The organism is Neisseria weaveri, assembly GCF_900638685.1.
Taxonomy (GTDB): Bacteria; Pseudomonadota; Gammaproteobacteria; order Burkholderiales; family Neisseriaceae; genus Neisseria; species Neisseria weaveri.
Map to the genome: position 1 here is coordinate 1,409,021 of NZ_LR134533.1, position 13,450 is coordinate 1,422,470.

At 48.2% G+C, this 13,450-nt stretch carries 10 protein-coding genes and 1 pseudogene; 7 read left to right on the forward strand and 4 right to left on the reverse strand.

The window, feature by feature from the left end; all coding sequences use genetic code 11:
- The first annotated feature begins 39 nt into the window (after positions 1-39).
- Both EL309_RS06845 and rhuM read left to right on the forward strand, forming a co-directional pair.
- Positions 40-1,542: an SIR2 family protein gene (locus EL309_RS06845; RefSeq protein WP_004282404.1), complete on the forward strand. Its 1,503-nt coding sequence runs from the start codon at positions 40-42 to the stop codon at positions 1,540-1,542.
- Between the two features lie 166 nt (positions 1,543-1,708).
- A pseudogene (gene rhuM, locus EL309_RS06850) lies at positions 1,709-2,274 on the forward strand (RhuM family protein); the annotation flags it as partial.
- Between the two features lie 128 nt (positions 2,275-2,402).
- On the opposite strand, the gene EL309_RS06855 reads toward rhuM, so the two are convergent.
- On the reverse strand, positions 2,403-3,179 hold the full coding sequence (locus EL309_RS06855; RefSeq protein WP_004282400.1) for an IclR family transcriptional regulator: 777 nt from the start codon (positions 3,177-3,179) through the stop codon (positions 2,403-2,405).
- Positions 3,180-3,490: 311 nt separating this feature from the next.
- Here EL309_RS06855 and EL309_RS06860 point away from each other — a divergent pair, with 311 nt between their 5' ends.
- The 3 genes from EL309_RS06860 to EL309_RS06870 all read left to right on the forward strand — a co-directional run bounded on the left by EL309_RS06860 (position 3,491) and on the right by EL309_RS06870 (position 7,651).
- Positions 3,491-4,882, forward strand: a complete 1,392-nt coding sequence (locus EL309_RS06860) for a GntP family permease (RefSeq protein ID WP_004282399.1) — start codon at positions 3,491-3,493, stop codon at positions 4,880-4,882.
- A gap of 40 nt (positions 4,883-4,922) precedes the next feature.
- Positions 4,923-6,080 (forward strand): iron-containing alcohol dehydrogenase, encoded by a 1,158-nt coding sequence (locus tag EL309_RS06865; RefSeq protein WP_004282398.1) that lies wholly within the window; start codon positions 4,923-4,925, stop codon positions 6,078-6,080.
- A 71-nt stretch (positions 6,081-6,151) separates the two neighbouring features.
- Positions 6,152-7,651, forward strand: a complete 1,500-nt coding sequence (locus EL309_RS06870; protein WP_004282397.1) for a CoA-acylating methylmalonate-semialdehyde dehydrogenase — start codon at positions 6,152-6,154, stop codon at positions 7,649-7,651.
- 469 nt (positions 7,652-8,120) lie between these two features.
- On the opposite strand, the gene mmsB is transcribed toward EL309_RS06870, so the two are convergent.
- Positions 8,121-9,032, reverse strand: a complete 912-nt coding sequence (gene mmsB, locus EL309_RS06875) for a 3-hydroxyisobutyrate dehydrogenase (RefSeq protein ID WP_004282396.1) — start codon at positions 9,030-9,032, stop codon at positions 8,121-8,123.
- 168 nt (positions 9,033-9,200) lie between these two features.
- Here mmsB and EL309_RS06880 point away from each other — a divergent pair, with 168 nt between their 5' ends.
- Both EL309_RS06880 and EL309_RS06885 read left to right on the forward strand, forming a co-directional pair.
- Entirely contained in the window at positions 9,201-9,794 is a 594-nt protein-coding gene (locus EL309_RS06880; RefSeq protein ID WP_004282395.1) for a uracil-DNA glycosylase family protein, read from the forward strand.
- A 206-nt stretch (positions 9,795-10,000) separates the two neighbouring features.
- Positions 10,001-11,284 (forward strand): AmpG family muropeptide MFS transporter, encoded by a 1,284-nt coding sequence (locus EL309_RS06885; protein WP_004282394.1) that lies wholly within the window; start codon positions 10,001-10,003, stop codon positions 11,282-11,284.
- Positions 11,285-11,497: 213 nt separating this feature from the next.
- On the opposite strand, the gene EL309_RS06890 is transcribed toward EL309_RS06885, so the two are convergent.
- Positions 11,498-12,667, reverse strand: a complete 1,170-nt coding sequence (locus tag EL309_RS06890) for an OmpA family protein (protein ID WP_004282393.1) — start codon at positions 12,665-12,667, stop codon at positions 11,498-11,500.
- 141 nt (positions 12,668-12,808) lie between these two features.
- Positions 12,809-13,447 carry an MBL fold metallo-hydrolase gene (locus EL309_RS06895; RefSeq protein WP_004282392.1) on the reverse strand — a complete coding sequence of 213 codons (639 nt, stop codon included), beginning with the start codon at positions 13,445-13,447 and terminating at the stop codon, positions 12,809-12,811.
- Positions 13,448-13,450: the final 3 nt, after the last annotated feature.

Below are 13,450 nucleotides of genomic sequence, written 5' to 3' on the forward strand. Positions count from 1 at the left end.
AACCCACCTCTTAAAATACATTGCAGGAATAAAAAAATTATGAATATACAGGAATTTATGTCAGCATATACCAACCATCCAGTTTTATTTATTGGAACCGGTATGAGTTTGCGATATTTAAAAAACTCGTATACTTGGGATGGATTGTTATCCAAAATTGCGATTGATTTATTCGGGGATGATAGGGAATATTTGAATATAAAATCACGAAATTCAGAAAATGGAAGTTTCAAATATGAAGCAATTGCAGAAGAATTACAAAGAAAGTTTGATGAAATTCTAGAACAAAATCCTGATGGAAAATTCAAAGAAATAAATGATGAATTTTTTGAGAGTATGCGCTCAGGTAGACCGTTAAGCAGGTTTAAAATTTATATATCCAAACTCCTTGCCAATCTAGAATATAAAGAACATGCAAATATAGAATTGGAAGAATTAAAAAAAGCCAGAAAAAATGTTGGGTCAATTATCACAACAAATTACGATAAATTAGCACAGGATATTTTTGAATTTAATCCTCTGATTGGCAATGACATTCTTCTAAGTAATCCTTACGGTTCAATATATAAAATACATGGATGCATTGATAATCCGTCTAAAATCATTATTACGCAGACAGATTACAAAAAATTCAAAGAAAAATATGAGCTTATAAGAGCACAGCTTCTGTCCCTTTTTATTCATAATCCAATTATATTTTTTGGATATAATGTTGGTGATGAAAATATTAAAGAAATTTTAAAAACTATTTTTACTTATGTAGAGCCTAATTCTAATACTGCTAAAAGAATCCGAAGTAATTTTTTACTTGTAGAATACGAAGCTGATTCAAATAACCAAGATATTGTTGAGCACGATATTGATATAACAGGATTTTCAACCATACGGATTAACAAGATAAAAACAGATAATTTTTCCCAAATTTATAAAGCTCTCGCTTCATTAACCTTGCCTATTTCAGCTATGGATATTCGTAAGCTCCAATCGGTAGTTAAAGAAATTTATACCGGTGGTAATATTAAAGTTAATTTTACAGAAGATATGGATAGTTTGGACAATAGTGATAAAGTCGTTGCTATTGGTTCAACCAAAACTATTAAATATGAATTTCAAACAACTTCTGAAATGATGTCTAATTATTTCAAAATTATTGAGGAAGAAGATTCACAAATTTTAGGTTTGCTAAATAAACAGAAAATAACTTCTACCCAATATTTCCCTATTTACGGATTTAGCAAAATTTGCACGGAAATTATAGAAGAAAACAGATTAAAAACACAGCAAAAAAGTAAATTGGATCATTTGATTAGCGAAATGAAAGATGCCTGCAAAAATTATCATTCTTCCATTTCCAATATTATTAATGATGAAAATATTTCTGCAACATATAAGAATGGAGCAATTGCTTGGGGTATTTGGCATAACCAACTCCCAAAAGATGAAGTCATTGATTATCTTAAAAATTTTGAGAATAAAAAAGGCACTGAATACAAAAAATTACTCTGTATGTTTGATTACAAACAATATGCTGATGCCATCTGAAATTTTAAATGGTGGGTTTACCCTCTACGGTTCTAATCATTCAGACAAAAAGGGAAAACATCATGTCCAACTACCGCCGCAGCTACACCTACGGCGGCATTTACTTTATCACGGCGGGTACTGCAAGACCGCTGTTGTAGTTGACTGGTGCGCTATATTGGCTAATGATGAATTACTGGAACGCATCCGTGATATCCGCGCCAGCGAAAAGCGGGTGTATTTACGTGTGCGTGAGATTTTTGCGCTGGCTGCGGATTATCAGCCCAGCTTTAAAGAAAACACGCAATTTTTTAAAACCATTCAAAACAAGCTGCATTTTGCAGCGACCGGGTATACTGCTGTGGAGCTGGTTTATCGGCGTGCGGATGCCTCTAAGCCGTTGATGGGCTTAACACATATTACTGATGGTGTGGTTCGTAAAAAAACATTAAAACAGCCAAAAACTATTTAAACGAAAAAGAAATCAGCCAGTTAAACCGCATAGTCACTATGTGGCTGGATTTTGCCGAAGATCAGGCACAGAGAAAAAAGCAGGTGTTTTTAAAGGATTGGACGGAAAAGCTGGATCAATTTTTAGCGTTTAACGACCGTGAAGTGCTGCAAGGTGCGGGTAAAATCAGTAAAAAACAGGCCGATGCTAAAGCAGAAGCCGAATACGAACGCTATATGGCTGCACAGCGTCAAATCAAAGAGCAGCGTGAGGGCGACATCGCCGAATTATTGCGCCTGTAAGCTAAAAAGTCTGAAGGCCGCAAACAAACTTAAAGTTTGTCATGGCGTTGCTGCTTTGTATCGGGGATTAAGTAGTTTAACAAATGCCTGTCTGAAATCTTTTCAGACAGGCATTTATCGTTTTCAAACTAAGCGGATTTAGGTTCTTGAAACAAGAGTTTGCTGATTTCTTCCGAGGCTGCTTTCATATCGGGAACGAAAGAGAGTAGGTCATCAAGGCTTTTGCGTATGGTGGGGGCGTGGGTGTATAGGGCGGCGATAAATTGGCCGTCGGCATCAAGCACGGGTACGGAGCAGCCGACCATGCCGGAAATGAATTCTTCATCGTCAAAGCCGATGTCGGTTTTGCCGATTTTTTTTATGGCTTGTTCTAAGGCTGTGGGGTCGGTGAGTGTGTTTTGTGTCATGCGGGTGGGTTGCATGTGTTCGATCAGCCGTTTTCGTTTTAATGCGGGCAGGGAGCTAAGGTAGAGCTTGCCGCCGGCCGTGCAATACAGCGGTACTTGTGTGCCGCTGGGTAGGTAAACTTGTAGCGGCCAGTTGGTTTGTACGCGGTCGGTATAAGACATACAGTTGCCGTTGGGCACGCTGATGCCGCAGGTTTCGCCGATTTTAGCGGAAAGCGTGCCTAAAATTGCTATCCGTTCCGCTTGATGGTGTTTGCTTTGCCAAATGTTGACGCTCAATCTTAATGAGCGGATGCCGGGCACGATGCCGCCTTGCAAATCGGTTTGGATAAATTGCTCGCTTTCCAGCAGTTTGAGCAGGCGGTGCAGGCTGGGTTTGGGGATATCCAAATCTTGAATCAAATCTTGCGGTGTGGGCGGGCGGTCTGCGGCGGCCACTGCTTCGATAATTTCCAAAACCCGTGTGATGGATGAACCTCTGCCGGAAGACGTGTCCAATTTTCTTTCCTTCTATTTGAAATCATTAAAGATAAGCTGTTGTGACATAAGCTGATTTATGAATCTAAAACGCTCAAAATCAATTATATATAACTTATTCTGATTGTAAACATTAGAAATTATGATTTTATCCTAAGCTTTTCTGTTTCTATAATCTGTTTAAAACGATACAAATTGTTTCAAATTAGTAAAATTTATATCAAAAATTGATGCAGAAAATCCGCAGCAATAAGAATAAGCCGGCAGCCGATGGGTAATAAGCTTTTGGTGCAGCCGGCCCGATAAATGGGAAATGGAAGGAGAAACCGATTATGTTGAGTTTGACAGGCATTGTGCTTTCACTCGTGCTTTTGATGGTATTGGCCTACAGGGGTGTGAGCGTGTTGATTTTGGCGCCTTTGTTGGCAATGTTGGCGGTGTTGTTTAGTGCGCCTTCGAATGAGCTTTTGGGTACGTACACGCAGGTTTTTATGCAGGGTATGGGGGGATTTGCGATTAAGTTTTTCCCGATTTTTCTATTGGGCGCGATTTTCGGCAAATTGATGGAGGATTCCGGTGCGGCGCACAGTATCGCACATACGTTGGTGGATAAATTGGGCAAACAGAAAGCTTTGCTGTCGATTGTGTTGGCTTCGGCTATTTTGACTTACGGCGGGGTGTCGGTGTTTGTGGTGACTTTTGCCGTGTACCCGATTGCGGCGGCTTTGTTCCGTGAGATTGATATTCCCAAACGTTTGATTCCCGGGGCGATTGCCGTGGGTGCGCTCACATTCACGATGACCGCCCTGCCGGGTACGCCTTCTATTCAGAATGCCATTCCGATTCCTTATTTCCAAACTGATGCGTTTGCATCTCCGGGTTTGGGTGTGATTGCCGGAGTGATTATGTTTATTTTCGGCATGATGTGGCTCAACCGCCGCCTCAAGCATGCGGCGGAAGCGGGCGAGGGCTACGGCAATCACCACGACAGCCATGTAAAAGAGCAGGATTTCAAGCATTTGCCGGGTTTGGCCAAAGCGCTGGTACCGATTATTGTGGTAATTGCGTTGAACTACGCGTTAACCAAGTTTATTTTCCCCGCGATGGATACGGCTTATTTGGCCGATAAAAAATTCGGGGGCGTTTCCCTGAATTCGGTGGTCGGCTTGTGGGCGATTATCGCGGCTTTGGTGGCGGGATGTGTGTTTCTGATTTTTGCCAACATGAAATATTGGCGCAACTTGAAAAAGTCGCTCAATGACGGTGCGATGGGTTCATTGCTACCGATTTTCAACACGGCATCCGAAGTGGGTTACGGCTCGGTAATTGCCACTTTGGCGGGCTTTATCATCCTGCGTGATTTTATGATCGGGCTTTCTCCGGATAATCCTTTGATTTCCGAAGCGGTTGTGGTGAACGTGATGGCAGGTATTACCGGCTCTGCTTCCGGCGGCATGAGTATCGCACTCAGCGCGATGGGCGAAACCTATGTGCAGATGGCGAACCAAACCGGCACTTCACTCGAGCTGATGCACCGTGTGGCATCAATTGCATCAGGCGGTTTGGACGCGCTGCCGCACAACGGCGCTGTGATTACCATGCTGGCGATTTGCGGTTTGACACACAGGGAATCTTATTTGGATATTTTGGTGGTTGCCGTGATTGTGCCGTTGATTGCTTTGGCTGCCGTGGTTGGGCTGGGCACCCTATTCGGTTCGTTTTAATGCCTGTCTGAAAAAAGACGGAAGATAAATAGGAGGAATTATGTCCGCACAAGTTGTATTACCCCGTTTTATGCACATCGGCAGGCACGCCTGCGAAAAGCTGCCTGAGCTGGTAAAAACTTTAGATTGCAGCAAGCCTTTGATCGTAACCGATAAAATGATGGTTCAGCTCGGCTATGTGCAACGAGTTTGCGATATTTTGAATTCAGACGGCCTTAAAGCCGATATTTACGACGATACCGTGCCCGAGCCTACCGATTCTTCGATTGAGGCGGGTGTGGAAAAAGTAAAAAACGGTAATTACGACATCATTATCGCTTTAGGCGGCGGCAGCCCGATCGACAGTGCCAAAGCCATTGCCGTGTTGGGTAAGTTCGGCGGCAATATACGCGAATACAAATTTCCGCGCCAAGTGAACGAACACGGCCTGCCGCTGATTGCTGTGCCCACTACGGCGGGAACAGGCTCGGAATGCACGCGCTTTACCATCATCACGGATGAAGCCACCAGCGAAAAACTGTTGTGCGTCGGCTTGGGATTTATGCCCACGGCAGCAGTGATTGACTACGAGCTGACTGTGAGCGTGCCGCAGCGTACCACCGCCGACACCGGCATCGACGCGCTTACCCATGCCATCGAAGCTTATGTGAGCAAAAAAGCCAATCCGTATAGCGACGTGCAGGCTTTGGCTGCCATGAGACTGATCGGCGGCAATTTGCGCAAGGTGTACCACAACGGCAGCGAACTTGCCGCGCGCGAAGCCATGATGCTGGGTTCGACTCTGGCGGGCATTGCGTTTTCCAATGCGTCGGTTGCGTTGGTACACGGCATGAGCAGGCCGATAGGTGCGTTTTTCCATGTGCCGCACGGCTTGTCCAATGCCATGTTGCTGCCTGCCGTTACCGCCTATTCCGTGCCTGCCGCGCCGGAACGCTATGCCGAATGCGCCCGTGCGGCCGGATTCGCTTCGCATGATGACGATACGGACACGGCCAACCGGAAGCTGCTTGAGGGATTGGTGGCTTTAAACCGTGAATTGAATGTGCCCACTTTGGCGCAGTTCGGTGTGGAGAAAGCCGAGTTCGACAAAGTGGTGGAAACCATGGCCGAGCAGGCTTTGGCTTCCGGTTCGCCCGGTAATAACCCGCGCGTACCCGAAAAAGAAGAGATTATCGCCATCTACCGCCAGCTATGGTAGCCGGGTAGACCTTTATTTTTATGAATTGAAACGGTATGGATATACCGAAACTTTAAACCAGGAGAAACAACATGAGCCAAATCATCGGTCATTTTATCAACGGAAAAATCATTGAAGACAAAGCGCGCACCCAAGATGTGTATAACCCTTCCACAGGAGAGGTAAGCAAACAGGTGGCGCTGGCTTCCAAAGCCACGGTTGAAGAAGCCATCGCAGCCGCACAAGCCGCGTTCCCCGCGTGGCGGCAAACACCGGTTATGAAGCGCGCCCGCATTATGTTCAAATACAAAGAGCTGCTGGAGCAAAACCGCGACAAAATCTGCGAGCTGATCGGCTCGGAGCACGGCAAAATTTCGCATGATGCGGCGGGCGAATTGCAGCGCGGCATTGAAAATGTGGAATACGCTTGCGGCGCGCCCGAATTTTTGAAAGGTGACTTCAGCAAAAACGTAGGCCCCGATATCGATTCGTGGTGTGATTTCCAGCCTTTGGGCGTAGTGGCGGGCATTACCCCGTTCAACTTCCCGGCTATGGTGCCTTTGTGGATGTTTCCGCTGGCGATTGTGTGCGGCAATACTTTCGTATTGAAGCCCTCTGAACGTGATCCGAGCGTAGGCCTCTTTTTGGCGCAGCTGTTGCAGCAGGCAGGTTTGCCTGACGGCGTGCTGAACGTGATAAACGGCGATAAAGAAGCCGTGGATACGCTGCTGACCGACGAGCGCGTTCAAGCCATCAGTTTTGTCGGTTCCACCCCGATTGCCAAATATATTTACAGCACCGCCACAGCGCACGGCAAACGCTGCCAGGCTTTGGGCGGCGCGAAAAACCATGCCATCGTGATGCCGGATGCGGATTTGGACAATGTGGTGAATTCGCTGCTTGGCGCCGCATTCGGTTCGTCGGGCGAGCGCTGCATGGCTTTATCGGTAGCCGTGGCGGTGGGCGACGAAATTGCCGACCGCATGGTGGCGGGCATCAAAGAAGGCATGAAAAACATGAAAGTCGGCCCGTTTTCCGATGCCGGCAACCATTTCGGCCCTTTGATTACCGCCGCGCACAAAGCAAAAGTGGAAGGCTACATCGCCAGTGCGGCAGAGCAGGGCGCAACCATCGTGGTGGACGGGCGCAACCCGTCCGTGCCGGGTTATGAAAACGGTTTCTATCTGGGCGGTACGTTGATTGATCACGTTACCCCGGAGATGACCAGCTATCAGGAAGAAATTTTCGGCCCTGTGCTGCAGGTGGTGCGTGTGAAAACCATGCAGGAAGCCATGGATTTGATTAACAAACATATCTACGGCAACGGCACCTGCATCTACACCCGCGACGGTGAAGCTGCCCGCTACTTTGCCGACAACATTTTGGTCGGCATGGTCGGCATCAACATCCCGCTGCCTGTGCCGGTGGCTTACCACAGCTTCGGCGGCTGGAAACAATCGAGCTTCGGCGATTTAGGCGCTTACGGCCGCGACGGTGCGCGCTTCTACACCCGCAGAAAAACCATCACCCAACGCTGGCCGACTTCGGAAGTACGCGAAGGTGCGGTATTCTCAATGCCGACGCTGGGTTAAGATTTAAGCTTAAAACGGTTTGAATATGCCTGTCTGAAATTTGTTTTTCAGACAGGCATATTTGTTATGTAGTCATACTTGGGTCTGACCTGCATTTCGAGTTTCAGTAATCTTGGCTACGTCCGCTTCTCCGTTGGCGCCGCCGAACGGAGCAGGATTTTCGGGGGAGTAAGGCCGCTACCGGAGCGCAGCGACTAGCGGCCGCCCCGAAAAGCATGCGCAGTGAGGGCAGTTTGCGTAGCAAACCGGCAACCGCGGCCGCCTTTCTTTGCCTACTTTCTTTGGCGAAGCAAAGAAAGTAGGTGGCCGCGCGGCCATGAAGCGCAATCTTGAACAGCATGAAACAGACAAGTAAAAAGCACGTGCTGCCATGTCGAATTTTAAATTAGTTTGTCATAGTTGCTACAACACAATGCCTGTCTGAAACCCATTTTCAGACAGGCATTCATTGTGGTTGATGCACCTTAAATCATTTCACCAAACCCGGCTCGTATAAATCAATAATGGCGGAAAAGTCCAACTGGCCTTCGTGGGTTTCGACGAAGCGGTTGTATTGCGCCAACGCCTGTTCGCCCATCGGTGTGTCGCTGCCGCAAGACTCTGCCAGCGAGCGGGCGAGGTTTAGGTCTTTCAGCATTAAGGCGGCCATGAAGCCGTTTTGATAGCCGCGGCCGGCGGGTGCGTTTTCCATCACGCCCGGATAAGGGTTGTATACATTCAGCACCCAGTTGCCGCCGGAGCTTTTCGACATGATGTCGGACAACACTTTCGCATCCAAGCCGTTTTTCACACCCAGCGCGATGGCTTCGGACGTGCCGGCCATTAAAATGCCGAGCAGCATATTGTTGCAAATCTTGGCTACCTGCCCCGCGCCGTGGCCGCCTGCGTGGAAAATATTTTTGCCCATGGCTTCAAGCACGGGTTTGGCGCGCTTGAAATCTTCGGCGCTGCCGCCCACAATAAAGCTTAAGGTGCCGGCTGCCGCTCCTGCCGTTCCGCCGGATACGGGCGCATCCAAAAAGGCAATGCCGTGTTTGGCGGCCGCTTCGGCCAGTTCGCGCGCGTCGGTGGCGGCGATGGTACTGCAATCGATTACCAGGCTGCCCGAGGCCAATTTATAGAACAATCCGTTATCCTGTTCGCCCAGGTATACATTGCGCACATGCGCGCCTGCCGGCAACATACTGATAACCAGCTGCGTGTTTTCTGGTAATTCAGACAGGCTGTCGATTTGGTTTGCGCCTTGGGCAACCAGATTGGCAACCGCATCTTGGTTCAAATCAAACACGGTTACGTCAAACCCTTTTTTTACCAGATTGGCCGCCATCGGTGCGCCCATATTGCCCAAGCCGATAAACGCGATTTTGATTTTTTCAGACATGGTTTTCTCCTTTGCTTACGAATTTTGCCACTTTAAACATAGCAAATTTCCGCTATTTGATACAAATTGTATTATTTTATGCATTTCATCATGAAAAATGATGAGGTTGGAATTTAAGTGGTTTATTGTTTATAGTGGAGCCCTTTTGAGAATGCCTGTCTGAAAACCATGGATGAACATCTGTTAATCGAAACCCACCCCTTGCCCCCTTTCACGCCTGCCAATGCCAAGCTCTTGATGCTCGGCTCGTTCCCGCCGCCGCAGGCGCGTTGGAAGATGGATTTTTATTATCCGAATTTTCAAAACGATATGTGGCGGATTTTCGGTTTGGTGTTTTTCGGCGATAAGGATTATTTTGTCGAAGCAGGCGGGAAAGCGTTTAAAGAAAAGCCGTTGCGGGCATTTTTGGCGGATAAAGGCATTGCCATCAGCGATACGGCGCATAAGGTAATCCGCTTGCAGGGCAATGCTTCGGATAAGTTTTTGCAGATTGTCGAGCCGGTGGATTTGCAGGGATTGTTGGCGGAGATGCCGCTTTGTCAAACGGTGATGACCACGGGGGAGTTGGCGACGGATACGTTGTTGTCTTTGATGCCGTCTGAAACGGACAAGCCGAAAATCGGCGGGTTTGCGGAAGCGGAATATTGCGGGCGTGTGCTGCGGCTTTACCGTATGCCGTCTTCTTCGCGGGCGTATCCTTTGGCTTTGGAAAGGAAGGCGGAGGTGTACGGGCGGTTTTTTGCGGAGGTGGGTTTGTTGTAGTGGATTCGGGTAAAGATTGGAGAGAGACGCTGCTTTTTTCAGACGGCCTTGCATACTTGTTGTTACAATAAGCGGCAGGCTTTTTTATTGTTTGCTTTAAGTGAAAATCTTTTAATTTATAGTTGGTTATGGTTATTTGATTTTGCTTTGTGCCGTTTTATTGAATATGCCGTCTGTTTTTCAGACGGCCTCTTTCGGGAATATTTATGTCTTCTAGTGAATCAAGTGTGTTGCGGCAGGTGTTTTCGCGCCGTATGCTGATTTGTATTTTTACGGGTTTTACTTCGGGCTTGCCGCTGTATTTTTTGATTAATCTGATTCCGGCGTGGTTGCGTAGTGAGCAGATTGATTTGAAAACCATCGGTTTGTTTGCTCTGATCGGCTTGCCGTTTACTTGGAAGTTTGTTTGGTCGCCGATTATGGATGCGGTGAAACTGCCGTTTTTGGGGCGGCGGCGCGGTTGGATGTTGGTGACGCAGATTGGTTTGTTGTTGAGCTTGGCGGCTTATGCGTTTTTGAATCCGCAGCAGCATATTCCGGTGATTATGGCTTTATCGTTGGTGGTGGCGTTTTTTTCTGCCAGCCAGGATATTGTGTTGGACGCTTACCGCCGGGAGATTTTGACGGATAACGAGCTGGGCTTGGGTAATGCGATTCATGTGAATGCGTATCGGATTGCGGCTTTGGTTCCGGGTTCGCTGTCGCTGATTTTGTCGGACTTGATGTCTTGGCATAATGTGTTTCTGATTACGTCGCTGTTTATGATTCCGGGTTTGGTGATGACGTTGTTTTTGGCGCACGAGCCGGATTTGCCGCCTGCGGTGCCGAAAACTTTTAAGCAGACGGTGGTTGAGCCTTTTACGGAGTTTTTCAACCGTAAGGGGACGAGACATGCTATTTGGGTGTTGCTGTTTATTTTCTTATATAAATTGGGCGACAGTATGGCCACTGCATTGGCTACGCCGTTTTATTTGGATATGGGGTATAGCAATACCGATATCGGTTTGATTGCGAAAAATGCGGGGCTTTGGCCTATGGTGATTTTCGGGATTATCGGCGGCGTTTGGATGTTGAAGCTGGGGATTAATAAGGCTTTATGGTTGTTCGGACTGGTGCAGATCGTAACGATTTTGGGCTTTGTTTGGCTGGCGGGGTTCGGTCATTTTGAAACGATTACGGCAACCGAGCGTTGGATGTTGGGCGGTGTGATCGGTGCGGAAGCGGTGGGTATCGGTTTGGGTACGGCGGCATATGTGGCATATATGGCGCGTGAAACCAATCCTGCTTTTACGGCGACACAGTTGGCTTTGTTTACCAGTTTGTCTGCCGTGCCGCGTACGTTTATGAATGCGACAACGGGCTATCTGATTGAGTGGCTGGGATATGTCAACTTTTTCTGGTTGTGCTTTTTCCTTGCCGTGCCGGGTATGTTGCTGCTGTTTAAGGTGGCGCCGTGGAACGGGGATAAGGTTCAGGAAACGGCTTCTTAAATATTGTCGGTGAATAAAGGCCGTCTGAATTTTCAGACGGCCTTCTGATCTTTAAGATGGGCGTTGTTTCGTTTTCGGTTCTGTTTTAAAACGGCGGTTTTCGATATTTGAAAACACCATCAAACTTACAAACGTTTTTAAATAAGGTTTATACAAAAAGGCCGTCTGAATTTTCAGACGGCCTTCGGATATTTAAGTTAAGGGAATATCGGCTTAGCCTTCGACTCTTACTTCAACGCGGCGGCCTTCAACATCGTTGCCGATGGCGCCGGTTGTGCTTTCCGGTTTGCGCAATTCGATGTTGGTAGCGTCCACGCCTTGTGCTTCGAAGAAAGCTTTAACAGCTTGGGCGCGTTGTTTGGACAATTCCGCATTGGCGGCGGCATTGCCCGTGCTGTCGGCAAAACCGCTGACAACGAGTTTTTTGCCTTCTTTACCTGCGGCAATCACGTCGGCCACAATCATTTCTGCACCGTCAGCCACATCTTTCTTCGCAGTGGCAAAGTAGAATTTGGCAACGCCGTCTTCATAGGTTACCAGTGCGGTATCCGGATTCAGGGCGACGGCCGGTTCGGCTTCAGGTTCAACCGCTGCGGCAGGGGCAACGGTTTCTGAAGCAGGTGCTTCGGCAGGGGCAGCCGCTTCCTGAGCCGGCGCCGGCTCTACTTTCGGTTGGCCGGTGCTGCAGCTCTTAAAGGCGAAGAAGCCTACTGCTGCGGCCAAAGCCAGTGCAATCCATTTGCCCAAGCCTGAGCCGCTTGAGGCTGCGGCCGCCGTTGCCGCTGTTGCAGCCGTTGCCGCACCGGCACCGCCCAGCAAGCCGGTTAAACCGCCGAACAGGCCGCTTAAGCTGCTGATGCCCAAAGCAGACAGCATATTGCCGCTCAAAACTTGCGACAGCCAGCCTTGTTGCTGACCCAGCAGACCCAAAAGCTGCGCTTTGTTCAAATCGTTTTTCTGTGCTTCGCCACGCAGACCGGACAGCACCAAAGGCAAAGCCAATGACAGCAACGAACCTGCCGATGCTTTGGAAATGCCGCTTTCTACGGCAATTTGATCGGCTACGTTGGATGCTTTGCTGCCGAACAGATTGGGCAGCAGGTTTTCGCCCAAATCAATCAGACCGTTGATGTTGTGGCCGCTTTCGGCTTGCTCGACCGCACCGTCCAAAGTGTGTCCGGTCGAACCTTTTACCAAGTCGAACAAACTGCCTGCATTGGCCGGATTGCCGCTGATGTGTTTCACCAAACCGGCAATCACGGCCGGAATCGCCAAACCTGTGGCTTTGGCGCTGCCTTCGGCAGATTCTCCGTGCGCGGTAACAAAACGATTCAGCACATTACCCAGCTGGGCTTGCAGAAGATGACCTAAATCTAGAGACATGCTTAAGCTCCTTCATTGTAGTTAAGTTTTCATGAAGCCCTGCAAACAGTAATGATTTGCAAGTAGGGCGTACTTCATCTTACCTTGCAGCCTACGGCTTTCGGCCGATCCATAAAAAACTTAAACAACTTTTACAGAATGCTAATCGCATATAAACGAATTGTGTCGTTTTTCGTGTCCAATTGTCGTCATTCTGCCGTGACCGGCAACAACAGCGGTGTCTTCGGGTAAAATCAACAACTTACTTCGGATATTATTAATCAAGTGTTCATGATTGCCGCGCGGGAAATCCGTCCGGCCGATGGTTTCATAAAACAATACATCGCCGGCAATCAATAAATCAGCCGTTTGGCAGTAGAAAACCACATGCCCGGGCGTATGGCCGGGGATATGTAATACCTCAAACCGATACGCGCCGACGGTTAGACTGTCGCCCTCTTTCAGCCATTGATCCGGTACAAACGCAGGCGAAACCGGAAAACCGTATTGCGCCGTAATCGTCGGCAGCTGTTCCAACAAAAACAAATCGTCTTCATGCGGCCCCAGCACCGGCACTGCATGATGGCCGCGCATTTCAACCACGCCGCCGGCATGATCCAAATGACCGTGCGTCAACCAAATAGCCGTCAACTTTAAGTCGCGTTTGGCAATTTCTTCCAAGATAAAACCGACATCCCCGCCCAAGTCGGTTAACACCGCCTCACGGGTTTCATCGTCCCAAATCAGGCAGCAGTTTTGGCGGAACGGAGTAACCGCCATAATTTGCAGCTGTAAAGCCATAAT